This is a genomic window from Plantactinospora sp. WMMB334 (genome assembly GCF_049179095.1).
In the GTDB taxonomy this organism is placed as follows: Bacteria; Actinomycetota; Actinomycetes; order Mycobacteriales; family Micromonosporaceae; genus Plantactinospora.
Map to the genome: position 1 here is coordinate 4,451,479 of NZ_JBMHME010000002.1, position 23,068 is coordinate 4,474,546.

At 72.0% G+C, this 23,068-nt stretch carries 18 protein-coding genes; 8 read left to right on the forward strand and 10 right to left on the reverse strand.

Annotation, left to right across the window (positions count from 1 at the left end; genetic code table 11):
- Window positions 1-95 precede the first annotated feature (95 nt).
- From ACN27G_RS19150 to ACN27G_RS19160, 3 genes are all read left to right on the forward strand, one after another.
- Window positions 96-488, forward strand: a complete 393-nt coding sequence (locus tag ACN27G_RS19150) for a hypothetical protein (protein ID WP_421494153.1) — start codon at window positions 96-98, stop codon at window positions 486-488.
- Window positions 488-2,983 (forward strand): DUF4132 domain-containing protein, encoded by a 2,496-nt coding sequence (locus tag ACN27G_RS19155; protein WP_421494154.1) that lies wholly within the window; start codon window positions 488-490, stop codon window positions 2,981-2,983. The genes ACN27G_RS19150 and ACN27G_RS19155 overlap by 1 nt, the downstream gene beginning before the upstream one ends.
- An 81-nt stretch (window positions 2,984-3,064) precedes the next feature.
- Window positions 3,065-4,192: an NAD-dependent epimerase/dehydratase family protein gene (locus ACN27G_RS19160; protein WP_421494155.1), complete on the forward strand. Its 1,128-nt coding sequence runs from the start codon at window positions 3,065-3,067 to the stop codon at window positions 4,190-4,192.
- A 20-nt stretch (window positions 4,193-4,212) separates the two neighbouring features.
- Here ACN27G_RS19160 and ACN27G_RS19165 read toward each other — a convergent pair whose 3' ends face one another.
- The 3 genes from ACN27G_RS19165 to ACN27G_RS19175 all read right to left on the reverse strand — a co-directional run bounded on the left by ACN27G_RS19165 (window position 4,213) and on the right by ACN27G_RS19175 (window position 7,644).
- Entirely contained in the window at window positions 4,213-5,085 is an 873-nt protein-coding gene (locus tag ACN27G_RS19165; protein WP_421494156.1) for an N-acetylmuramoyl-L-alanine amidase, read from the reverse strand.
- Between the two features lie 149 nt (window positions 5,086-5,234).
- On the reverse strand, window positions 5,235-6,101 hold the full coding sequence (locus tag ACN27G_RS19170; RefSeq protein ID WP_421497383.1) for a lytic transglycosylase domain-containing protein: 867 nt from the start codon (window positions 6,099-6,101) through the stop codon (window positions 5,235-5,237).
- 49 nt (window positions 6,102-6,150) lie between these two features.
- Window positions 6,151-7,644 (reverse strand): DedA family protein, encoded by a 1,494-nt coding sequence (locus ACN27G_RS19175; RefSeq protein ID WP_421494157.1) that lies wholly within the window; start codon window positions 7,642-7,644, stop codon window positions 6,151-6,153.
- Between the two features lie 134 nt (window positions 7,645-7,778).
- Between ACN27G_RS19175 and typA the strand changes: the two genes are divergently transcribed.
- The 4 genes from typA to ACN27G_RS19195 all read left to right on the forward strand — a co-directional run bounded on the left by typA (window position 7,779) and on the right by ACN27G_RS19195 (window position 12,704).
- Window positions 7,779-9,647: a translational GTPase TypA gene (gene typA / locus ACN27G_RS19180; protein ID WP_421494158.1), complete on the forward strand. Its 1,869-nt coding sequence runs from the start codon at window positions 7,779-7,781 to the stop codon at window positions 9,645-9,647.
- A 21-nt stretch (window positions 9,648-9,668) separates the two neighbouring features.
- Complete coding sequence (locus ACN27G_RS19185) at window positions 9,669-10,529, forward strand: serine hydrolase (RefSeq protein ID WP_421494159.1); 861 nt, start codon at window positions 9,669-9,671, stop codon at window positions 10,527-10,529.
- A gap of 24 nt (window positions 10,530-10,553) precedes the next feature.
- The gene (locus ACN27G_RS19190) at window positions 10,554-11,648 is read left to right on the forward strand and encodes a mandelate racemase/muconate lactonizing enzyme family protein (protein WP_421494160.1); all 1,095 of its coding nucleotides are present in this window, start codon (window positions 10,554-10,556) and stop codon (window positions 11,646-11,648) included.
- 129 nt (window positions 11,649-11,777) lie between these two features.
- A complete protein-coding gene (locus ACN27G_RS19195) occupies window positions 11,778-12,704 on the forward strand; it encodes an NlpC/P60 family protein (protein ID WP_421494161.1) in 927 nt (308 codons plus the stop codon).
- A 31-nt stretch (window positions 12,705-12,735) separates the two neighbouring features.
- Here the strand turns inward: ACN27G_RS19195 and ACN27G_RS19200 are convergent, their stop codons facing one another.
- The 3 genes from ACN27G_RS19200 to pnuC all read right to left on the reverse strand — a co-directional run bounded on the left by ACN27G_RS19200 (window position 12,736) and on the right by pnuC (window position 15,869).
- Window positions 12,736-13,734 carry a TerC family protein gene (locus tag ACN27G_RS19200; protein ID WP_421494162.1) on the reverse strand — a complete coding sequence of 333 codons (999 nt, stop codon included), beginning with the start codon at window positions 13,732-13,734 and terminating at the stop codon, window positions 12,736-12,738.
- Between the two features lie 294 nt (window positions 13,735-14,028).
- Window positions 14,029-15,069, reverse strand: coding sequence for an AAA family ATPase (locus tag ACN27G_RS19205; RefSeq protein WP_421494163.1), 1,041 nt, complete (start codon window positions 15,067-15,069; stop codon window positions 14,029-14,031).
- 143 nt (window positions 15,070-15,212) lie between these two features.
- A complete protein-coding gene (pnuC, locus tag ACN27G_RS19210) occupies window positions 15,213-15,869 on the reverse strand; it encodes a nicotinamide riboside transporter PnuC (RefSeq protein WP_421494164.1) in 657 nt (218 codons plus the stop codon).
- 108 nt (window positions 15,870-15,977) lie between these two features.
- Between pnuC and ACN27G_RS19215 the strand changes: the two genes are divergently transcribed.
- Window positions 15,978-16,277, forward strand: coding sequence for an antibiotic biosynthesis monooxygenase family protein (locus ACN27G_RS19215; protein ID WP_421494165.1), 300 nt, complete (start codon window positions 15,978-15,980; stop codon window positions 16,275-16,277).
- Window positions 16,278-16,296: 19 nt separating this feature from the next.
- Here ACN27G_RS19215 and ACN27G_RS19220 read toward each other — a convergent pair whose 3' ends face one another.
- The 4 genes from ACN27G_RS19220 to rpsA all read right to left on the reverse strand — a co-directional run bounded on the left by ACN27G_RS19220 (window position 16,297) and on the right by rpsA (window position 23,000).
- Complete coding sequence (locus ACN27G_RS19220; protein WP_421494166.1) at window positions 16,297-17,133, reverse strand: STM4013/SEN3800 family hydrolase; 837 nt, start codon at window positions 17,131-17,133, stop codon at window positions 16,297-16,299.
- 387 nt (window positions 17,134-17,520) lie between these two features.
- On the reverse strand, window positions 17,521-19,632 hold the full coding sequence (uvrB, locus tag ACN27G_RS19225) for an excinuclease ABC subunit UvrB (RefSeq protein ID WP_421494167.1): 2,112 nt from the start codon (window positions 19,630-19,632) through the stop codon (window positions 17,521-17,523).
- 373 nt (window positions 19,633-20,005) lie between these two features.
- The gene (coaE, locus tag ACN27G_RS19230; RefSeq protein ID WP_421494168.1) at window positions 20,006-21,208 is read right to left on the reverse strand and encodes a dephospho-CoA kinase; all 1,203 of its coding nucleotides are present in this window, start codon (window positions 21,206-21,208) and stop codon (window positions 20,006-20,008) included.
- 283 nt (window positions 21,209-21,491) lie between these two features.
- Window positions 21,492-23,000: a 30S ribosomal protein S1 gene (gene rpsA / locus ACN27G_RS19235; RefSeq protein WP_421494169.1), complete on the reverse strand. Its 1,509-nt coding sequence runs from the start codon at window positions 22,998-23,000 to the stop codon at window positions 21,492-21,494.
- Window positions 23,001-23,068 lie beyond the last annotated feature (68 nt).

The following is a 23,068-nucleotide window of genomic DNA, read 5'->3' on the forward strand; positions in this document are numbered from 1 at the left end:
GCACAATCTGTCCTGCGGACAACGTCGCACTCCCCCGGTGACGCCACGTCCCGTCGGCAGCCGGTTGTCGGGGGTCCTCTCTAGACTCCGGCGTCATGGCGATGGTGAGTTTCGTCGACGAGACGACGTCGGGTGAGCGCAGTTCCGCGTGGCACCTGGAGATCTTCGAGGAGCGCCTGCCGCTGCGGGAGGTGATCCGTCGCCGTGTCTTCCAGGAGGTCGCCGAGCACAACGCCAAGGGCGGCGACGTCTTCCGTGGGCTGGTGCAGCCGACCGACACCGAGCGGACGCTCAACGGCTTCAAGCTCCGCCAGCCGCGCCGGGTCGACCCGGAGGAGCAGGCGGCCCGCGCCCTGGATGCCTTCTCCCGCAACGGTTTCGTCGTCCTCGTCGACGACCGTCAGGTCGAGGAGCTGGATGCGCCCGTCGAGCTGACCCTCGGCACCGAGATCACCTTTCTCAAGCTCGTGCCGCTGGTCGGTGGCTGATGCCGACGTCGACACTCCCGCCCGGCCAGGCCGAGCGGCTGGCAGGGCTCGCCCACAGCGGTGACGTCGAGGCCCTCGCCGACGAGGTGCTGGCATACACGGCCGGCTACACCGGCGACTGGGGCCGCGAGAGCCGGGAGGTGACCGACGCGCTCGATCTTGTCGCGCCCGAGCACCGGCCCGGGCTGCTGATGGCGATCCTCGAACGCTGCTGCCGGGTCACCGACACCGAGCAGCGCCGGGTCACCAACGACCTGCTGAAGATCCTGGTCAAGCCCTACGGCAGGGCCACGACGGCCGACTCGGCCGCGGTCGCGCTCGCCTTCGCCGCCCGGCACACCAGCTACTTCGGCGGCGCCGAGCAGCGGCATATGGCCGAGCTCCTGCTCGACGCCGCCCGGCCGCTGCCGCCCGAGGTCGTGGCCATGATGCGCCGCACCGCCGTGCACGGCTACTGGGACTCGCCCGGCCAGCTCACACCCCTGCTGGACCGGCTCGACGCTCCGCCGCTCAACCCGGGCGAGGCGTGGGCCGACCGGGCCCTGGCCGACGTCGCGTCGCTCGCCCCCGAGGAGGCCGGTCGATGGCTGGCGCTGCTCCGGCACGCGGCGACCGCGACGAGCGCCAGACCGGCGCCGAAGTGGGAGGCGACCGGCCGCAGGCTGCTCGCCGAGCTGACCGACCCCGGTGACCGGCTGCGGAGCTGGCTCGCGCTGGTCGGGCGCCCGCGCACCATCCGCCTCAACCGCACCCAGTGGGAGTACGACGTCAACGAGGCGTTCGACCAGTTCAACAGCACGCCGCTGCGCGGGCTGGTCTGGCTGGCCGCCTTCCTGCCCGACCATCCCGAGACGCCCCGCCTGCTCGGCGCGCTCGTCGAGACGTCGCTGCGCAAGGTCGCGGGCCTCGGCCCGCGCAACCCCAAGGTCGCCAACGCCGGCGTCCACGCGCTGTCGCGCATCCCGACCGAGGACGCCCTCGCCCAGATCGCCCGGCTCGCCGCCCGGGTCACCTACAAGGGCACGCTCAAGGAGGTGACCGCGGCACTCGACGCCCGGGCGGCGGCGCTGGGCCTGACCCGCGACGAGGTCGAGGAGCTGGCCGTCCCGGCGTACGGGCTGACCGAGGTGGGCAGGCGGGTCGACCACTTCGGCGACGCCTCGGCAACCCTCGACGCCACCTCCGGCACGGTCACCGTCACCTGGCGCAACGCCGGCGGCAGGGTCGTCAGGTCGGTCCCCGCCTCGGTGCGCTCCGGACACCCCGAGCAGCTCGCCGAGTTCAAGGCCGCCGTCAAGGACGTCGAGAAGATGCTCTCGGCCCAGGCGGAGCGCCTCGACCGCCAGTTCCTCGCCGCCCGGGTCTGGCCGTTCGAGGCGTGGCGGGCCCGCTACCTCGACCATCCCCTGGTCGGCACGCTGGCCCGCCGGCTGATCTGGCTCGTCGACGACGTGCCCTGCGGCTACCACGACGACGCGCTGCGGACGCACGACGGCGCGGAGATCACGGCCGGCGGGACGGTGCGGCTCTGGCACCCGATCGGCCGTGAGATCGACGAGGTGGTCGCGTGGCGCGGCTGGCTGGAGACCAGGCGGGTGACCCAGCCGTTCAAGCAGGCGCACCGCGAGGTCTACCTGCTGACCGCCGCCGAGGAGAACACCCGGGTCTACTCCAACCGGTACGCGGCGCACGTCCTGCGCCAGCACCAGTTCCACGCGCTGACCTCGGCCCGGGGCTGGCGCAACAGGCTGCGGATGATGGTCGACGACTCCTACGAGCCGGCCACCCGCGAGCTGCCGCAGTGGGGGCTGCGCGCCGAGTTCTGGATCGAGGGCGTCGGCGACGACTGGGACGCCGACGTCACCGAATCCGGGGCGTACCTGCGGATCGCGACCGACCAGGTCCGGTTCTATCCGATCGGCGCGCCGGAGAACTACGCGCACGCCGGTGGCGGCGGTTACGAGCAGTGGGTGCACCAGGACGCACCGCCGACCGAGCCGCTGCCGCTGGCCGAGATCCCACCGCTGGTCCTCAGCGAGGTGCTCCGGGACGTGGACCTCTTCGTCGGCGTCGCCAGCGTCGGCAACGACCCGACCTGGCAGGACGGCGGTCCCGAAGGGCGGTTCCGGGAATACTGGGCCTCCTACAGCTTCGGCGAGCTCAGCGGCACCGCGCAGACCCGCCGGGACATCCTCGGGCGCCTCGTCCCCCGGCTGGCCGTCGCCGACCGGGCCACGGTCGAGGGCCGGTTCCTCGTGGTCCGGGGCGACCTGCGCACCTACAAGATCCACCTCGGTTCGGGCAACATCCTGATGAGCCCGAACGACCAATACCTCTGCATCGTGCCCAGGCAGTCGGCCGGCTCCTCGACCGGTGGCGTCTTCCTCCCGTTCGAGGGAGACCGGGTGCTCGCCGTCATCCTCAGCAAGGCGCTCATGCTGGCGAAGGACACCGAGATCACCGATCCCACCATCACGAGCCAGCTACGGCGCTGACCCCCGACCGCCCGCGACGCGTGCTTCGGCTGATAGCGGAAGCGCCCGCCCCGGTCTGCCCGGCGGACCTAGCGTGAGGGCATGGAGAAGCTCGCCCTGGTCGTCGGCGCCACCGGCCAGGTCGGCCGGGCTGCCGTCCGCGCCCTGGTCGCCGATGGCTGGCACGTCCGGGCCGCCGCCCGTGGCCTGCGGGCCGGGGCTCCCTGGCCGCCGGGGTGGAACGTCGAGCTGGTGTCGCTGGACCGCGAGGACGACGCCGGGCTGGCCGCCGCGGTCGGCGACGGTTGCGACGTCCTCGTCGACACGGTCGCCTTCGACGCCCGGCACGCCCGCCAACTGCTCCGGCTCGCCGACCGGATCGGCTCGGCGGTGGTGGTCTCCAGCGCCGCCGTCTACCTGGACGACGCGGGGCGGGGGTTCGGTGCCGAGGGGGTCCGGTTCCCGGTGCCGATCGCCGAGACCCAGCCGACCGTCGCGCCACTCGGCCCGGACACCCACGCGCCCGGCGACGACGGCCCGGACAAGCGGGGCACGGACGAGAAGGGCCGGGAGGAGAAGGGCCGGGCCGGCCGCCGGGGCGAGGACGGCTACGCCGCCGGCAAGGCCGCCCTCGAACGCGAGCTGCTGGCCGCCGGGGCGGTGCTGCCGACCACCGTACTGCGGGCGGGTGCGATCCACGGGGCACACACCGTGCACCCGCGCGAGTGGCACTTCGTCAAACGCGCGCTGGACCGCCGGCCGGTACGGGTGCTGTCGTACCGGGGGGAGAGCCGGTTCCACCCGGTCTCCACCGCCAACCTGGCCGAGCTGATCCGGCTCGCCGCCCGGGAGCCGGGAGCCCGGGTGCTCAACGCCGGTGATCCCGAGCCGCCGACCGTACGGGAGATCGGGGCCGCCGTGCACGCCGTGCTCGACCACGACGCGGAGGACGTGCTGATCGACGGCCCCTCCCCGGTGCCGCCGGTCGGCGAGACGCCGTGGTCGACCCGGCATCCGGTGGTGCTCGACACGGGACTGGCGCAGCGCCAGCTCGGCTACCGCCCGGTGACCGGCTATCTCGACTCCCTGCCGGAGACCGTGCGGTGGCTGGTGGACGCCGCACGGGGGCGGGACTGGCGGGTCGTCTTCCCCGACCTGGCCCGGAACTACCGCACCGACTACTTCGACTACCTCGCCGAGGACGCCTGGCTGCGCCGCCGTCATCGCTGACCGGGCCGCCCGGCGCCGGGTCAGGCCGGCGCGCTGAGTTTGGCCACCAGGTCGTCGATCCGGTCGCCGAACGCCGCCCGCAGCGCGGTCGCCGCGTCGTCGAGGTCCTTCGAGCCGAGGCCGTTGAGCACGCCGTCGATGATCTGTTGCTCGTTGACCCAGTCCATGCCCAGCATGTTCATCTGGTTGGCCTTGACCTCGGTGAGCATCCCCTCGATGTTGTAGAAGTGCTGGCGGATGTCGGTACGGCCGCTGCCGTCCGGCTTCTGCGCACCCTGCCAGAGGATGTAGTTGACGTCCTTGGCGTACTTGAGCAACTGCTCCTGCTCCTGATCGGAGAGTGCCGGCATGATGTTCTCCTCTCCCGGCGAGGCGGCGACGTCCCGCCGAAACTGGTCCATGTTGAAGCTCGGGTCGGTCTTGACGCTGGAATGCCCGTAGCCGCCCGGCTGGTGCTCCTTGTGCCCGCCGATCCCCCAGCCGGTGCGCTTGCGCAGCGCCGCGACGCCGCGCACGTACGAGTCGTACTGCCGGTCGGTCCAGGGCTCGCCGAGGGCGTGCTGCGCCTCGATGCCGATCAGGCCGGAGTTGCCGACTCCCTTGAACGGCCCGGCCCACCCGACCCGTACGTGGTTGCACCGCCCGGAGGCGATGACGTGCCAGTGCCCGGTGCGGGAGAGGTAGAGCTGGGCGATCGGCGGCGGGGCCGTCGCCGACCCGTTCAGCAGGACGTAGATCTCGCCGGCGTCGGTGGAGTGCAGCGAGCCGCGGGTCTCGTGGATGATGATCCCGTGTGGATCGAACGAGGTCGAGCCGCGGCTGCGCCAGCCGCCGACCTCGTGCACGGTGAGCCCGGCGGAGCGGAGCACATCGGCGAGCCAGAGCAGTCGCATGGATCAGCCCTCCCTACTCGGAGGTAGGTCTTCACTACTGACCGTATCTGCGCCATCGACCGGAGTCCAGTCGTCCGATCTGCCAATCTCGCCAAAAGCAAAGGTCAACCCGCCCGTGGGCGAGTTGACCTTTCAACCGACCGGACGACTCAGAACGCCAGACACTCACACTCCGTCATGAGCGCGCGGACGTTGCGGACGTACTGCGGGTTGGGGATCTTCAACCCGTCGTCGGTCACCACCGCGCCCGGCCCGAAGTTGTACGCCGAGATCACCGCGTTCAGCAGGCAGGAGTTGAGCTCGCTCGTGCAGTCGTCGGCGGAGACCCCGTAGTCGCTGTCGAAGAAGGCGTCGCCGACGTACTTGATCAGCCAGGCCAGGTAGTTGGCGCCGAGCGTGGCGTTGTCCCGGTAGGCGTCGATGTCGTACGACTTGTCGAAACGCTGGTTGACGAAGTCGGCGGTGTCCGGCATCACCTGCATCAACCCCACCCCGCCGTCGCAGGCGATGATGTTCGACTGCCAGCCGCTCTCCTGCCACGCGGTCGCCTTGACGAGGTCGACCGGCACCCGGATGCTCGGCGCCGAGTTGGGCCAGTAGATCCGGCCGGCCGCGTCGGTCAGCGCCTCCTTGACCTGCGCCCGGCTGGCCTGGGTGCCCTCGTAGCGCGGCTTGGTGCAACTGGCCGGGGGCTTCGGTGGCGGCGGGGGCAGCTTGGTCTCGGTCGGCGGCTTCGGCGTCCTGCGCGGCCCCGGCTTCTTCTTGACCGGGGTGCGGCTCGGGGTCGCCGACGGCGTCGGGCGGGCGCCGAGCCCGGCCACCGCCGGAGGCTCCGGCTCGGCCGTCGCCCCGCTCTCCTGCTCCGGCCCGGCGCCGTCGACCGGGTCGGCACCGGCCGCCACCGTGGTCGTGGAGCCGTCCCCACCCGGCTCGCCGTTGGCACAGGCGACCGCCGTGGCGAGCAGCAGAGCCGCCGCTCCCAGCACGAGTCCGGCCCGGCGCACCCGCTGCGTCATCGCGTCCCCCCAGAATGTCACGGCGCACCATAACAGGCAGACCGGCGACTCAGGGGGCATCGACCGGCCGGGTGGCCGAAGCCGTCCGCTCCGCCGTACCCCCCACCGGTAGCTCCCACCCCACCGACGTCGGCTCCGCGCTCCCGGCCGTCGGCAGAGGTCGTCTCCCGGCCGTCGGCAGGGGTACGGTCGCCGTGCCGGCGGCGCGTACCGCACGGTCCCGGGTGGCCCAGGCCACCATGAAGACGGCGGTCCAGAGCACGCCGAGCAGCACCGAGGTCACCGTCTCGCTCGCCGAACTCCAGCCGACGTAGAGCCGGGCCGCCCCGACGGTCACCACCCCGACCGCCGCCACCGTCCAGGCCGTCACCGCCATCGGCCAACGACTCTGCCGGGCCAGCAGCCAGGCCAGCGTGCAGAGGCTGGCGGCGACCACCGCGTTCTGGGCCGGCAGCAGCCGCACCGGCACGCCGCTGGTCGGGCCGGTGACGTCGGTGACCAGGAGCAGCACCAGCAGCGGCACGAAGGCACCGGCCGTGCCGAGCACACTGAGCAGGTCGACCCGCCACGGCCGGGTCCGCCAGCCGACCACCCCGGCGACCAGCGCCACCACCAGGATCAACACCGGTCCGCGCAGCGCACCGATGGCGCCGTGCGCCAGCTCGGCGACCCCGTCGGTACGCCGGGCGGCGAACCACTCCGCGATCGTGCTGTCGACCACCGACAGCCCGCTGTGCCGCACCACCAGGTCGAGCAGCCAGGCCAGGGTGAGCCCGGTCACGAAGAGCAGCGCCAACCCGGCGACCAGGTTGGCCAGCAGCGTCCACCCCGGTCCGATGTGCAGGGAGAGGACGAAGAAGAGCACCCCGTACCGCCGGGCCAGCCAGCGCAGCGGAGGCCGGGTGACGGCCCGGGTCAGCAGCGACCGCACCGGGTCCGGGTTGCGCCCGAGCCAGCGCCCGACCAGCACGATCGCCACGATGAAGACGATCAGCAGCAGCACCGCACCGGTCGCCCTGCCGAGATGGTGGGAGACGGTCTCATACGACTCACCAGCCAGATAGCCGGCCAGCACGGAGCCGCCGACCCAGCTCAGCACCCCGACCAGGTTCCACGGTGCGAACCGCCGGTACGGCATCCCGGCGCTGCCGGCGAGCCGGGGCACCAGGGTCCGGGCGAAGGCCACCCAGCGGGCCGCCAGGACCCCCCGCCCGCCGAGCCGGCCCAGCATCGCGTCGGCCTTCGCCCAGCGGTGTGCCCCGACCCGGCTCCCCCACCGGCCCACCCTCAGCCGGGGGCCGTGCCGCCGGCCGCTGCGGAACGCCAGCGCGTCACCGAACGCCGCCGCGACAATCATGATCACCACCGCCGGCCCGAGCCGGAGCATCCCGGTGTAGGCGAGGAAGCCGACCAGCAGCAGCGTCGCCTCGGCCGGCATCACCAGGCCGACGATCAGCGCCGTCTCGGCGCAGACCAGCAGCGCCGCGGTCAGGTAGACCAGTACCGGCGGCAACTCCCGCACCACCGTCAACACATCCTGCACGGCGACCCCCCGAACACCCGGGCCAGCATGCCAGCCCGGTGCTGGCCCGGCACAGTCATTCCCGCCGGGTGCCGGGTCAGGTCAGGGGGAACCCGGACGCCGACCCGGATCGCGCAGGCGGGAGGATGGAGGGCATGCAGACCCGCGGGGACCTTCGTAACGTCGCAATCATCGCCCACGTCGACCACGGCAAGACCACGCTTGTCGACGCCATGCTGCGGCAGTCCGGGGCCTTCTCCGCCCGGTCCGAGCCGGCCGACCGGGTGATGGACTCCATGGACCTGGAGCGGGAGAAGGGCATCACCATCCTGGCCAAGAACACCGCCGTGCGTTACCTGCCGCCCGACGGTGCCGACCCGGTGACGATCAACATCATCGACACTCCCGGGCACGCCGACTTCGGCGGCGAGGTGGAACGCGGGCTGACCATGGTCGACGGGGTGCTGCTGCTGGTGGACGCCAGCGAGGGCCCGCTGCCGCAGACCCGGTTCGTGCTCCGCAAGGCGCTCCGGGCCCGGCTGCCGATCATCCTCGTGATCAACAAGGTGGACCGGCCGGACGCGCGGATCAAGGAGGTGGTCGACGACACCTACGAGCTCTTCCTGGACCTCGACGCGGACGCCGAGCAGATCGACTTTCCGATCATCTACGCCTGCGCCCGGGACGGCATCGCCTCGCTGACCCAGCCCGCCGACGGCAGCGTGCCGGGCGACAGCAGCTCGCTGGAGCCGCTCTTCCGCAGCCTGCTCGACACGATCCCGCCGCCGGCCTACGACGAGAACGCCCCGCTGCAGGCCCACGTGACCAACCTGGACGCCTCGCCGTTCCTCGGCCGGCTGGCGCTGTGCCGGGTCCGCCAGGGCAGCATCACCAAGGGCGAGACCGTGGCCTGGTGCCGCACCGACGGCAGCGTGCAGCGGGTCCGGGTCTCCGAGCTGCTGATGACCGAGGCGCTGGAGCGCAAGCCGGCGACCTCGGCCGGGCCGGGCGACATCATCGCGGTCGCCGGCATCCCGGAGATCATGATCGGTGAGACCCTGACCGACCTGGAGGACCCCCGACCGCTGCCGCTGATCACCGTCGACGAGCCGGCCATCTCGATGACCATCGGCACCAACACCTCGCCGCTGGTCGGCCGGGTCAAGGGTGCCAAGGTCACCGCGCGGATGGTCAAGGACCGGCTGGACCGGGAGCTGATCGGCAACGTCTCGCTCCGGGTCCTCCCCACCGACCGGCCGGACGCCTGGGAGGTGCAGGGCCGGGGCGAGCTGGCGCTCGCCATCCTGGTCGAGCAGATGCGCCGCGAGTCGTACGAGCTGACCGTCGGCAAGCCGCAGGTGGTGACCCGGGAGATCGACGGGAGGACCTGCGAGCCGGTGGAGCGGCTCACCATCGACGCCCCGGAGGAGTACCTCGGCGCCATCACCCAGCTCCTCGCCACCCGCAAGGGCCGGATGGAGCAGCTGGTCAACCACGGCACCGGCTGGATCCGGATGGAGTGGCTGGTCCCGGCCCGGGGGCTGATCGGCTTCCGCACCGAGTTTCTCACCGACACCCGGGGCACCGGCATCCTGCACCACGTCTTCGAGTCCTACGAGCCCTGGTTCGGCGAGCTGCGCACCCGCAACACCGGCTCGCTGGTGGCCGACCGCTCCGGGGTGGCGACCGCGTTCGCCATGCTCAACCTCCAGGAGCGGGGCACCCTCTTCGTCGAGCCCGCCACCGAGGTCTACGAGGGGATGCTGGTCGGCGAGAACTCCCGCTCCGACGACATGGACGTCAACATCACCAAGGAGAAGAAGCTCACCAACATGCGCTCCTCGACCAGCGAGGAGACCGAGAAGCTGATCCCGCCGCGCAAACTCTCCCTGGAGCAGGCCCTGGAGTTCTGCCGCGAGGACGAGTGCGTCGAGGTCACGCCGACGGCGATCCGGCTCCGCAAGGTGGTGCTCGACGCGCCGTCCCGGGCCAGGGCCGCCGCCAGGCGCAAGCACGCCAACTGAGCCCGGCCGTACGCTGCGCAGATGCCCTGGGACGTCCTTGACGCCGAGCTGGCCGCCGTGCCCGGCACGGTCTCGGTGTACGCCGGCGGGCTCGGCCGCCGCCCCGCCTACACCCGGCTGCCGGACGCGCCGCACTACGCGGCCAGCACGATGAAGGTGGCGGTGCTGGCCGCGCTGCACCGGGCCGCCGAGGCCGGCGAGGTGCGGCTCGGCGCGGCGGTGCCGGTGGTCAACGAGTTCGAGTCCGCCCTGCCGGGCGCGGGTCGGTTCGCCTGCGCGCCGGACTACGACAACGACGAGGCGGTGTGGGACCGGCTCGGCGGCACCGCGGCACTGGGCTGGCTCGCCGAACGGATGATCGTGCGCTCCAGCAACCTCGCCACCAACCTGGTGCTCGGGCACGTCGGGCTCCCCGCCGTGGCCGAGGTCTGGGCGGCCAGCGGTGCCCGGCACAGCCGTACCGACCGGGGCATCGAGGACTTCGCCGCCCGGGACGCCGGGCTCGACAACCAGGTCACCGCCGCCGACCTGGCCCGACTGTTCGGCTCGATCGCCCGGTCCCGGCTCGCCTCCCCCGGTGCCTGCGCCGGCATGCTCGACGTGCTGCTCGCCCAGGAACGCTCGGAGGAGCTGGCCGCGGGGCTGCCGCCGGGGACCCGGATCGCGCACAAGGACGGCTGGGTACGCGGCGTCCGGCACGGTGCCGGCGTGGTCTTCCCGGACGACGCACCCCCGTACGCCGTGGTGGTCTGCACCAGCGCACCGCCGGGCGGGCGGGGCGAACCGGACGACGAGGAGCGCGACGAGCGGGCCCGGCGGCTGGTCACCCGGATCTCGGCCGTGGTCTGGGCGGCCCGGCATCGTCTGGGGACCGTCGGCTGAGCCCACGGTCGATATCGTGCCTACATGTCGATCGCCTCGGTACGCACCCACCGGATCTCCGCTCCGCTGCACACCCCGTTCGTGACGGCGCTGCGTCGCACCTCCACAGTAGAGACCCTCGTGGTGGAGCTGGTCGACACCGACGGCCGTTCCGGGTTCGGTGAGGCACCCCAGGTGTGGCAGGTGACCGGGGCGTCGATCGGCGGGGCCCGGGCCTGTGTCGAGGAGGTGTTCGCGCCCCTGCTCACCCGGCGCGACCCGGACGACCTGGTGGCGCGCTGTGCGGAGCTGCGCCGGGCGGTGGTCGGCAACGAGGCGGCGAAGGCGGCAGCGGACGTGGCCCTGCACGACCTGGCCGCCCGCCGGCTCGGTGTGCCCCTGGTCCGGCTGCTCGGCGGCACGTCCCGCCGGGTGGCCACCGACGTCACCCTCTCGGCCGGCGACGCGGTCGAGTTGGCCGGGGCGGCGAAACAGCGGATCGCCGACGGTTTCGACGTACTCAAGGTCAAGGTCGGCACCGACGCGGCGGGCGACCTGGCCCGGGTCCGCGCGGTGCGGGCCGCCGCCGGGCCGCAGGCCCGGATCCGGCTCGACGCCAACCAGGGCTGGACACCCCGGGAGGCGGTCCGGGTGATCCGCGGCATCGAGGACGCCGGGCTCGGCGTGGAGCTGGTCGAGCAGCCGGTGCACGCCCGGGACGTCGCCGGGATGGCCTGGGTGGCCGACCGGGTGGACGTGCCGATCCTGGCCGACGAGACGGTCTACGGGGTGCGCGACCTGGTCGAGGTGATCCAGCGCCGGGCCGCCGACATGGTGAACGTCAAGCTGGCCAAGTGCGGCGGGCTCGGGCCGGCCCGCACCCTGCTGGAGCTCGCCACCGAGCACGGCCTGGGCACGGTGGTCGGTTCCATGATGGAGAGCCAGGTCGGGCTCGGCGCGGCCGCCAGCCTGGTCGCCGCGGTCGGCACCAGCGCCGTCTCCGATCTCGACGCCGCCTGGTGGCTGGCCTGGTCGCCGGTGCAGGGCGGCATCCGGTACGAGAACGCCACCGTCGTGCTGCCGGACACGCCCGGCCTGGGCGTCGCCGGCCTGCACCGTGCCCCGCCGGCCCAGCCCTGACCCGGCACGCGGTCGGCGGAGGTGTGGGCCCGTCGCCGGTCATGTAGGCAACATTCAGCTCACCATTGCAGGACGGCGCTAACTTTCATATGGTTCGGGCGGGAAGCGGCAAGGACGGATGGTGCTGAAATGGTGCTGCGCTCGGGGCACGAGGCCGTTGTCCGGGTCGCCGTCGCCACCCTCTGGGCCCGGCCCGAGGCCGTCCGCCCGGTGGACGGGCCAGCGCTGTCCCGCCGGACCGACATCGCCGGTTGGATCTCCGGGATGACCGCCGACCAGCGGGTCGGCGACTGCGTGCTCAGTCAGCTGCTCCTCGGCGAGCGGGTGCTGGTCGAGGAGGTCCGCCCGGACGGCTGGGTCCGGCTGGTCGCGGTCGAACAGCCGGCCGCCAAGCTCGATCCCCGCGGCTATCCCGGCTGGCTGCCGCGCGACCAACTCGCCGAGCCCACCGAGCGGGCTCCGGGGCGGCCGGACCTGGTCGTGGCGGCCACGGTGACCCGGCTGCACGCCGCACCGGTCGGCCCGGTGGTGCTGCCCGGGGTCATCCTGGGCACCCGACTGACCGCCGCCGGGCCGGCACGCGACGGCTGGCGGCCGGTCCGGGTGCCCGACCACGGGCAGCCGCTCTGGGTCCTCGACACCCACCTCGCGCCGCTGCCGAGCCGCCCGCCCAGCGCGACCGAGGTGCTCACGGTGGCCAGCCGGCTGCGCAACGTCGTCTACGTCTGGGGCGGTGTCTCGGCGTACGGGATCGACTGCTCGGGCCTGGTGCACCTGGCCTGGCGACGGTTCGGCGTACGGCTGCCCCGGGACGCCGACGACCAGGCGGCCGCGACCGTGCCGCTGCCGCTCGGTGCGGAACGCCCGGGGGACCTCTACTTCTTCGCCCGGCCCGGCCGGCGCGTCCACCACATCGGCATCGTCACCGCCCGCCCCGGGCCGGGGAGCGACAGGCGCATGTTGCACGCCTGCTACACGCAGCGGCGGGTCCTGGAGGAACCGATGCCCGCCGACCGGGCCGCGACACTGGTCGGCGCGCACCGGGTCACATTCTGACCCGCCGCTGCGGCCTGTCGTCCCCGATCCGTCAGGCGACCGGCAGCTTGTCGCCCGACCGGCTGTCGCGGCTGGACTTGATCAAACTGGCGACGGTGGCGATCGCCAGCGTGCCGAGAATGACGGTGAGGGAGAGCCAGATCGGGATGTGCGGAGCCCAACCGATCGGCTCGCCGCCGTTGAGGAACGGCAGGTTGTTGCCGGCCAGCGCCTCCAGCACCAGCTTGACGCCGATGAAGCCGAGCACCACGGCGAGCCCGATGTTGAGGTAGACCAGCCGGTCGAGCAGCCCGCCGAGCAGGAAGTAGAGCTGGCGCAGCCCCATCAGCGCGAAGACGTTGGCGGTGAAGACCAGGTACGGCTCCTGGGTGATCCCGAAGATCGCCGGGATCGAGTCGAGCGCGAAGACCAGGTCGGTGGTGCCGATCGCGATCATCACGATCAGCATCGGGGTGAAGAGCCGACGGCCGTTCTCGCGCACCGTGAGTCGGCTACCGGAGAAGTCCCGGGAGACGGGCAGGGCGCGCCGGCTCCACCGGATCAGCACGTTCTCCTTGAAGTCGTCCTCGGTCGGCTCACCCTGGCGGAAGAAGTTGATCGCCGTGTAGATCAGGAAGGCGCCGAAGATGTAGAAGACCCAGGAGAACTGGTTGATCAGGGCCGCACCGGCCGCGATGAAGCCACCGCGCATCACCAGCGCCAGCACGATGCCGATCAGCAGCACCTTCTGCTGGTACTGCCGGGGCACCCCGAACCGGGACATGATGATCACGAAGACGAAGAGGTTGTCCACCGAGAGGCTGTACTCGGTGAGCCAACCGGTGTAGAACTCCCCGGCGACGGTGAAGTTGGTGGTCAGGGCCAGGCCGACCCCGAAGATCAGGGCCAGGCCGACGTAGAAGGTGACCCAGAGACTCGACTCCCGCAGGCTCGGCTCGTGCGGCCGTCGGCCGATGATCATGAGATCGAGGACCAGGATCGCCGTCAACACGACCAGTGAGATGACCCAGACCCAGGCGGACACGTTCAACGCTCTCCTCCGGCAGGCACGCGGCACCGCCGTCGGCACGCAGGACGCGCCTCAGGCGGTGTAGACGGTGGTGACTGTCGGAGGTCTCTTCCGCCACCGCCGTGCGAGCCGCTGCGACGACAACCTACGGTGCCGGGTCCTCCGGCCGGCTGGGCCGGCCGACGACCGTGTTGACGACACCGTCGCGAAGGAATACTCCCCTCCTACGACGCCATTGTTCACTATTCCCCGCCGGTTGCGCATCTCCCCCTACCGGAGGCGACGCCGACAACCGGCCGTACCCATCCTAGGAACCTAGGTGCTATACCGGGGTGATATCGGGTCGGCGAGGGACCAACCCGCCGCAAGCACCTCGTCACACGCCCGCACCGCCGTGCCGAGCCGGTCCGGCAGCGGGCCGGTGAGTTCGATCACTGGCGCCCCGGATTCCGCCAGCACCGCCCGGAACCGCTCGGTCATCCACCCCCGCAGGTGCGCGCCGTCCCGCAGCCCGTCGTCGCTGAACGGCACCCCCCGGTGGTCGGTCAGCAGATAGAGGTCGGGCCGGCGGGCGGCCGCCCGGACCCGCGGCGAGGACGAGCCGAGATAACGCTCCTCCCAGACCGCGGTGGCCCGCGCGTCGGTGTCGCAGAACAGCAGCGGACCGCTGCGCCGGGCGGCCGCGTCCTCGGCGGCCTGCTGCTCCCGGACCACCGTCTCGAAGTCCACCCGCTCCCACCGCACGTCGAAGATCGTCGCCCCCGGCTCGGTACGCCGCAGCCGGGCCAGCTTCGCGGCGGTCAGCTCCCGGCCGTACTCCGGAACCCAGCGGGTCCGGTAGTGCCCGGCCAACGCCCGCGCCACCGTGGTCGTCCCGGTCGACTCGGCGCCGACCACGACGATCCGGCGGACGAACCAGGCCCGGACCGGCGGGGCGAGCATCGCCCAGTGCCGCACCGGATCGGCCCGCACCGCCGTCCCCGAGACCGGCACCGCCACCCGGGAGGGATCGACGCAGACGTCCACCGCGCCGAACCGGCGGGCCAGCTCGGCGCCGTACGCCTCCGAGGAGAAGACGGCGTCCACCCGGTCGTCCCCGAGCGCTGCCCGGAACACCGCACAGTGCGCCTCCCAGACCGCCGGGTCGGTGTAGTCGATCGGATGGTCGTCGTAGCGACCGACGAACCGGACGTGCGGCTCCGTCGCGTGCATCTCGCGCAACCACTCCAGCCGCAGCGGCAGCGGGATCGACTCCCGGCGGGACGGCGCCACCACCACGGTGACGGCGGCACACCGCCGGGCCGCCTCGCTGATCAGTGCGTGGTGCCCGGCGTGCGGCGGATAGAACTTCCCCACCAGCAGTCCGTGCCCGAACTCCGGCCGCCGGTCCGGAGCTGCCGCCGGAACGTGCCCGGGACCATGCCCCGGCACGGCTGCCGGAACGTGCTCGGATCCGTGCCCCGGCACGGCGGCCGGAACGTGCCCGGAGCGCTGCCCCGTCACGGAGTGGCGGGCGCCGGGCCCGGCGCGACCGGACGGGCGGCGGCCGAGAGCCGGCGCAGGTCGGCCCGCCAGTTCCGCAACCCGAAAACGCAGAGCCCGAGGAAGACGATGTACAGCCCGCCGGTGAGATAGAGCCCCTTGTAGGCGTAGAGCGGGATGTAGACGAGGTCCGCGGTGATCCAGATCCACCAGCTCTCCACCCGCTTGCGGCACTGGCCGTACGTCGCCATCAGCGACAGTGCGGTGGTCACCGCGTCCGGGAACGGCACGGTGGAGTCGGTCGCCCGGTCCAGCAGCAGCCAGAGCAGCAGGGTCAGCGCCGCACCGGCGGCGACCAGCACCATCCACTCCCGACGGCCGGTGCGGGCGACCACCAGCCGGCTGCGCCGCTCACCGCCGAAGAGCCACGCCCACCAGCCGTAGAGGCCGAGCCCGACGTAGACGATCTGGAGCCCGGCGTCCGCGTAGAGACCCGCGGTCCAGAAGAGCACCATCAGCAGCAGCACGTTGGCGATGCCGATCGGCCAGTTCCACATCTTCTGCCGGGCCAGCAGCCAGACGTTGAGCACGCCGGTCGCGAAGCCGAGCAGTTCGGCGCGGCTGGTCGGCGTACCCGCCACGGTGAACGCCGTACCGGTCAGCCAGTCGAGCATGGGCGCACCTCCCGCAAGATCCTCCGGAGTTCCTACCGTAGGTATCGGCGGGCGGGACGGGTATACCCCGATCGACCAGCCCGGACCCGCCCGTGCCATGCTCCCCGCATGGTTCTGGAGGTTGCGCTGATCGACGTGGTGGCCGGTCAGGAGGAGACGTTCGCCGAGGCGTACGCCAAGGGCCACGCCACCTTGGCCGGCACGCCCGGCTGCCGGTCGATCCGGATGACCCGGGGAGTCGAGTCGCCGTCCCGGTTCGTGCTGCTTGTGGAGTGGGACTCGATCGAGGCACACCTGGAGAACTTCCGGGCCACCGAGCGGTTCACCACCTGGCGTTCACTGATCGGCCCGTACTTCGCCGCGCCGCCGGTCGTCGAGCACTTCACCGACGTGCCGCCGCCGGCCTGACCTGTGGCATCGGGCGGGGTCACCCGTCGGTGCCGGGCCAGTCGCCGGGCTTGCCCCAGTCACCGGGTTCGATGACGAACTGTCCGTACGGGACGGTCCACACCACCTCGTGGCCGAGCCGGTGACCGCTCTGCCCCTCCTCGCCGTACGCCGTGCCGTGGTCGGAGCAGAGCAGCACCAGGCAGGGCCGGTCGCGCGAGGTGGCCAGCGCGAAGAGCCGCCCGATGTGCCGGTCGACGTACTCCAGCGCGGCGGCGTGACTCTCCCGGCTGTCCCGGTCGGCACCCGCCAGGTAGTGGCGGTTCGGCTGGTGGATCGCGGCGACGTTGACGAAGAGGAAGAGCGGCCGGTCCTCCGGCACCGTGGGCAGCACCGTGGCGATCCGGTCGAGTTGCGCCTCGAAGCACCGCGGCGAGGAGACCCCGAACTCGGGCTCCCAGTGCGCCTCGGCGAAGAGCGCCGGCAGCACGCCGCCGAGCGGCGACCGCCCGTTGAAGAAGCCGACGCCGCCGACGCAGACGGTGTGGTAGCCGGCCGCCCCGAGCCCGTGGACCACGTCCGGGGCGTCGAAGGTCCAGGTCTGCTCGCCGGTGGTCTCGCTGCCCGGCGCGGCGGCGGCGAAGAGCCGGGGGTGTGGACCGGGCGCGGTGGGTGTGGGCAGGAAGCCGGCGAAGAACGCCTGGTGCGCCGCGTAGGTGAAGCTCGCCGGGCTGTGCCGCCGCTCCCAGACGCCGCCGGGCAGGGCGCGGACCAGGTTCGGCGTACGCCCGGAGTCGGCCAACTCGGCGGCCACGTCGTAGCGGAGTGTGTCCAGGGTGACGAACAACAGGTCGTGGCTACCGATCAGCTCCTTCATGCCACCCTCCACCTCTCTCGGTCACGTCTGCGGCCTCCATGCTGCCCGCTGGCACCGGCATCCGCCCGCCCGGCCCCGTGCCCGGTCCGCCTCCGCCGGCCGGAACGGTTGTCCGGGGTGCCGGCGATTGCCGGCGGGCACTGCCGGTCATCCGTCGATCATGCCAGTCACGTGTCGACGGTCACGTACCACCCGGCATCGGCGCAGGCGTCGACGATCGGTCGGGATGGGACGGACGCCGGCGCGCGGGGTGAGTGGGGCCGACCCGACGACGCCGCCCGGCTGGTCGAGTTTCTCTGCTCGCCGGACGGCCGCTGGATCACCGGCCAGGTCATCGACTCCGAGGGCGGCTTCGACCGGCACGCCCGACCGCCACCCCGGCCGGGATCAGGTGACCCCGGCCGCGTCCATGCCGCGCAGTTCCTTCTTCAGCTCGGAGACCTCGTCCCGGATCCGGGCGGCGAGCTCGAACTGCAACTCCCGGGCGGCGGCCAGCATCTGGTCGTTGAGCTCCTGGATGAGCTGGGCCAGCTCGGCCCGGGCCATCCCCTCCCGGGCCGGCGCGGTGCCGATCCGGCCCCGGCTCCGGGTCTCCTTGACCGGCGCCTTGCCCCGGGACATCTGCCGGACCGCGCCGCCGACCCGGGTGGTGGTCCCCTCGGTGTCCTCGGCCTCCCGGTAGATGTCGTCGAGGATGTCGTGGATCTTCTTGCGCAGCGGCTCCGGGCTGATCCCGTTGGCCTCGTTGTGTGCCACCTGCTTGGCCCGACGCCGGTTGGTCTCCTCGATCGCCTCGGCCATCGACGGGGTCATCTTGTCGGCGTACATGTGGACCTGGCCGGAGACGTTGCGCGCGGCCCGGCCGATGGTCTGGATCAGCGAGCGGCCGCTGCGCAGGAAGCCTTCCTTGTCGGCGTCGAGGATCGCCACCAGCGACACCTCGGGCAGGTCCAGCCCTTCGCGGAGCAGGTTGATCCCGACCAGGACGTCGTAGTCGCCCTTGCGCAGCTCGCGCAGCAGCTCCACCCGGCGCAGCGTGTCGACCTCGGAGTGCAGGTAGCGGACCCGGATGCCGTGCTCCAGCAGATAGTCGGAGAGGTCCTCGGCCATCTTCTTGGTCAGCGTGGTGACCAGCACCCGCTCGTCCCGCTCGGTGCGCAGCTTGATCTCGTGCATCAGGTCGTCGATCTGCCCCTTGGTGGGCTTGACCACCACCTCGGGGTCGACCAGGCCGGTCGGCCGGATCACCTGCTCGACCACCTCGCCCTGGGCCTGCTCCAGCTCCCACGGCCCGGGGGTGGCGGAAAGGAAGACCATCTGGCCGACCCGGTCCAGGAACTCGTCGAAGCGCAACGGCCGGTTGTCGGCGGCGCTTGGCAACCGGAAGCCGTGGTCGATCAGCATCCGCTTGCGGGAGGCGTCGCCCTCGTACATCCCACCGATCTGGGGGATCGTGACGTGCGACTCGTCGATGACGGTGAGGTAGTCGTCGGGGAAGTAGTCGAGCAGGCAGTGCGGCGCGCTGCCGGGCGAGCGGCCGTCGATGTGCATCGAGTAGTTCTCGATGCCGGAGCAGAAGCCGACCTGACGCATCATCTCCACGTCGTAGCTGGTGCGCATCCGCAGCCGCTGCGCCTCCAGCAGCTTGCCCTGCCGCTCCAGCTCGGCCAGCCGCTCGGTCAGCTCGGCCTCGATGCCGGCGAGTGCCCGCTCCATCCGCTCCGGGCCGGCGGTGTAGTGGGTGGCCGGGAAGATCAGCAGGTGGTCGACCTCCCGGACCACCTCGCCGGTCAACGGGTGCAGGTAGTAGAGCTTCTCCACCTCGTCGCCGAAGAACTCGATCCGCAGGGCCAGTTCCTCGTACGCCGGGATGATCTCCAGCGTGTCGCCACGGACCCGGAAGGTCCCCCGGTTGAACGCCATGTCGTTGCGGGTGTACTGCACGTCGACCAGCCGGCGGAGCAGCTTGTCCCGCTCGACCTCCTGGCCGACCTGGATCCGCACCGACCGGTCCAGGTATTCCTGCGGGGTGCCCAGGCCGTAGATCGCCGAGACGGTGGCGACGACCACCACGTCCCGGCGGGTCAGCAGGGACATCGTGGTGGCGTGCCGCAGCCGCTCGACCTCCTCGTTGATCGAGGAGTCCTTCTCGATGTAGGTGTCGGTCTGCGGGATGTACGCCTCGGGCTGGTAGTAGTCGTAGTAGGAGACGAAGTATTCGACGGCGTTGTGCGGCAGCAGCTCGCTGAACTCCTTGGCGAGCTGCGCGCAGAGGGTCTTGTTGGGCGCCAGCACCAGGGTCGGGCGCTGCAACCGCTCGATCAACCAGGCCGCCGTCGCGCTCTTGCCCGTGCCGGTGGCGCCGAGCAGCACGCTGTGCCGCTCACCCCGGCGCACCCGGCGCTCCAGGTCGTCGATGGCGGTCGGCTGGTCGCCCGAGGGCTGAAACTCGGAGACCACCTGGAAGCGACCGTCGAGCCGCGGAATGTCGAGCGCCATGACTTCAACCGTACGCCGACGGTGTGACACGCCACCGCGCCACGGTGGGTACACGATCGGCTTCAATATGGTCATTGTGTGGCAAAGATCACCGCGCTACCGTTTGAGGGTAGGCCGCTCGCGGCGGCCGACCGGGTCTGCGACACCAGCCGCCACACCGGCGGGGTCGCATCCGGCGCAGGGGTTGCAGCCCCGGCTCAGGCCGGCGAGCGCACCGATGCGGTCGCGCGGAAGCGCAGACCGGCCGCCGCGAGCGCCCTTTGCCGTCCGCCTACCCCGCCCCCTGATCCGCCCGCCCTGCTCGGGGCGAGCCGCTCCTCCCCCGGGTCGGTCTGTCCCTCCCCCCGGGTCGGCCGTCCCCTCCTTGGTCCTGCTACGTCCCGTCTTCGGGTGGTGGCGGCTGCCAGCCGGTGGCCGCCGCCCACTCCTCGGCGTAGCGGTGCTCCAGGTCGAACCACGGCTCCTTGGCCTCGGCGTAGGCGTCGATGTCCGGGTCCGCCGCCGCCAACCGTCGCTTGAGGGCGAGGTAGTCGGCCCGGCGGCCCGGATCGGCGCGCAGATGGTCACGCATCAGCAGGGCGTACCGCCAGCCGGGCGAGCCGATCTCGCGGACGTGCAGGTTGACCAGCCGGCCCGGATCCGCACCGCCGTGCAGCCGCTTGTCCCAGCGGGCGATGCCGCCTGGATGGCGGGCGTTGTCCCACCACTGCCCCGGACAGCGGGGAAACCCGGCGTCGGCGAGCCGGTCGGCCAGCGCGTCCGCCCCGGCCAGCGACGGGACTCCCAACTGCACGTCGATCACGTCCTTGGCGGGCAGTCCGGGCACGGCGGTCGACCCGACGTGGTCGAGACGGAGTTCACCCATGCCGACGGCGTGCCTGATCCGGGCGGCGAGCCGCCGGTACTGCGCCGGCCAGCCCGGGTCGGGCTCGACCAGGCGGGCCTCGCCGGCCCGTACCGCCCGGCGCTCGCGGAGGTTCCGTTCGTACGGCGTCAGCCTCTCCCGCCACAGCACGTCCAGCGCCGCGTGCAGCTCGGCGAGGTCACCGTCGTTCTCCAGCAGCACGTCGGCGGCGGCCGCGCGCCGCTCGTCACCGGTCTGGGCCCGGATCCGCTGCGCCGCCTGCTCGGCGGTCATCCCCCGGGTCCGGACCAGCCGCTCGATCCGGGTCGCCTCGGCCGCCCGCACCACCAGCACCAGGTGGTACGTCGGCGCGAGTCCCACCTCGACCAGCAGCGGTACGTCGTTGACCACGACCGCGTCCGGTGCCGCCCCGGCGGTCAGCTCGGCGCTGCGGCGGCGTACCCGCGGGTGGACGATCGCCTCCAGCCGGGCCCGCGCGGCCGGATCGGCGAAGACGATCTCGCCCAGTGCGGCCCGGTCCAGCCTGCCGTCCGGCCCGCGAACGCGCTGCCCGAAGGCGGCCACCACCTCCCACAACCCGTCCGTGCCCGGCTCGACCACCTCGCGGGCGATCCGGTCGGAATCGACGACCACGGCACCGAGGCTGGCCAGCCGGGCGGCGACGACGCTCTTGCCCGAACCGATCCCACCGGTGAGTCCGACGTTCAACACCGGACCAGTCAACCCGATCCGCGCCCGGCCGGACAGGGAGGGAGCGGTCTGGTCGGGAGTGCCTGGTCGGCTGGGAGTGCCTGGTCGGCCGGAGAGTGCCTGTCCGGCCGGAGACGACCCGTCCGGCCGGGGACGACCCGTGTCGTTGCACGGAACGGGAGGACCCGCCTGTGCGAACGGAAGGCCCGCTTCCCGGACCCGGGTCGCACCGGATCTGGGAAGCGGGCCTGGAGTTGCGTGGGCCGGCCGCGACCGGCCGACCGGGCCGGCCGGCCCGGCTGGGCTACTTGCCGCCGGCGAGCTTCTCCCGCAGCGCGGCGAGCGCCTCGTCGGTGGCGAGCGTGCCGGACGGCTCCTCCGCCTGGCGCGCCGGAGCGGCGCTGGCAGAGGTGGTGGTGCCGCCGCCACCAGCGCTGGGGCCACCGGTCGCAGCCGCCGGGTTGGCAGCCGCCTCGGCGTCGGCAGCGCGGGAGTTCTGCACCTGCTTGGTGTGCGCCTCCCAGCGGGTGCGCGCCTCGGCGTACTGCGTCTCCCAGGTCTCCCGCTGCTTGTCGAAGCCCTCGAGCCACTCCCCGGTCTCCGGGTCGAAGCCCTCGGGGTAGATGTAGTTGCCCTCGTTGTCGTAGGTCGCGGTCATCCCGTAGAGGGTCGGGTCGAAGTGCTCCTCGCCCTCGACGAAGCCCTCGTTGGCCTGCTTGAGCGAGAGCGAGATCCGCCGACGCTCGAGGTCGATGTCGATGACCTTGACCATCACCTCGGAGCCGACCTGGACGACCTGCTCCGGGATCTCGACGTGCCGCTCGGCCAGCTCGGAGATGTGCACCAGGCCCTCGATGCCGTCGTCGACCCGGACGAACGCACCGAACGGCACCAGCTTGGTGACCTTACCGGGCACGATCTGCTGGATGGCGTGGGTCCGGGCGAACTGCCGCCACGGGTCCTCCTGGGTCGCCTTCAGCGACAGCGAGACCCGCTCGCGGTCGAGGTCGACGTCGAGCACCTCGACCTCGACCTCCTGGCCGACCTCGACGACCTCGGACGGGTGGTCGATGTGCTTCCAGGAGAGCTCGGAGACGTGCACCAGACCGTCCACGCCACCGAGGTCGACGAAGGCGCCGAAGTTGACGATCGACGAGACGACGCCCTTGCGGACCTGGCCCTTCTGCAGCTTGTTGAGGAACTCGGTGCGCACCTCGGACTGGGTCTGCTCCAGCCAGGCCCGGCGGGACAGCACCACGTTGTTGCGGTTCTTGTCCAGCTCGATGATCTTGGCTTCGAGCTCACGGCCGACGTACGGCTGGAGGTCCCGCACCCGGCGCATCTCGACCAGGGACGCGGGCAGGAAGCCGCGCAGCCCGATGTCCAGGATGAGGCCGCCCTTGACCACCTCGATGACGGACCCGCGGACGACACCGTCCTCGTCCTTGATCTTCTCGATCGTGCCCCAGGCGCGCTCGTACTGCGCCCGCTTCTTCGAGAGGATCAGGCGCCCCTCCTTGTCCTCCTTCTGGAGGACCAGGGCCTCGATGTGATCCCCGACCGACACCACCTCGGCGGGGTCGACGTCGTGCTTGATCGACAACTCGCGCGAGGGGATGACGCCCTCGGTCTTGTAGCCGATGTCGAGCAGGACCTCGTCCCGATCGACCTTGACGACGGTGCCTTCGACAATGTCGCCGTCGTTGAAGTACTTGATGGTCTCGTCGATGGCGGCGAGGAAAGCTTCCTCGGAACCGAGGTCGTCGACGGTGACCTTGGTGGCGCTCGAGGGGGCCTCGATGCTGCTCGTCATGTGGGCGGTTGCTCCGGTCGGATGGATGTCACAGCAGGTTTGTGTCGCGGTGACCCTTTACGCCTGCG

Bases quoted from the DNA above. Each gene is read 5' to 3' on its own strand.
- ACN27G_RS19190 (WP_421494160.1), top strand. From the start codon at position 10,554: ATGTCGATCGCCTCGGTACGCACCCACCGGATCTCCGCTCCGCTGCAC.
- ACN27G_RS19170 (WP_421497383.1), bottom strand. From the start codon at position 6,101: ATGACGCAGCGGGTGCGCCGGGCCGGACTCGTGCTGGGAGCGGCGGCT.
- typA (WP_421494158.1), top strand. From the start codon at position 7,779: ATGCAGACCCGCGGGGACCTTCGTAACGTCGCAATCATCGCCCACGTC.
- ACN27G_RS19220 (WP_421494166.1), bottom strand. From the start codon at position 17,133: ATGAAGGAGCTGATCGGTAGCCACGACCTGTTGTTCGTCACCCTGGAC.
- ACN27G_RS19155 (WP_421494154.1), top strand. From the start codon at position 488: ATGCCGACGTCGACACTCCCGCCCGGCCAGGCCGAGCGGCTGGCAGGG.
- ACN27G_RS19165 (WP_421494156.1), bottom strand. From the start codon at position 5,085: ATGCGACTGCTCTGGCTCGCCGATGTGCTCCGCTCCGCCGGGCTCACC.
- rpsA (WP_421494169.1), bottom strand. From the start codon at position 23,000: ATGACGAGCAGCATCGAGGCCCCCTCGAGCGCCACCAAGGTCACCGTC.
- ACN27G_RS19195 (WP_421494161.1), top strand. From the start codon at position 11,778: ATGGTGCTGCGCTCGGGGCACGAGGCCGTTGTCCGGGTCGCCGTCGCC.
- ACN27G_RS19160 (WP_421494155.1), top strand. From the start codon at position 3,065: ATGGAGAAGCTCGCCCTGGTCGTCGGCGCCACCGGCCAGGTCGGCCGG.
- ACN27G_RS19215 (WP_421494165.1), top strand. From the start codon at position 15,978: ATGGTTCTGGAGGTTGCGCTGATCGACGTGGTGGCCGGTCAGGAGGAG.
- ACN27G_RS19185 (WP_421494159.1), top strand. From the start codon at position 9,669: ATGCCCTGGGACGTCCTTGACGCCGAGCTGGCCGCCGTGCCCGGCACG.
- pnuC (WP_421494164.1), bottom strand. From the start codon at position 15,869: ATGCTCGACTGGCTGACCGGTACGGCGTTCACCGTGGCGGGTACGCCG.
- uvrB (WP_421494167.1), bottom strand. From the start codon at position 19,632: ATGGCGCTCGACATTCCGCGGCTCGACGGTCGCTTCCAGGTGGTCTCC.
- ACN27G_RS19150 (WP_421494153.1), top strand. From the start codon at position 96: ATGGCGATGGTGAGTTTCGTCGACGAGACGACGTCGGGTGAGCGCAGT.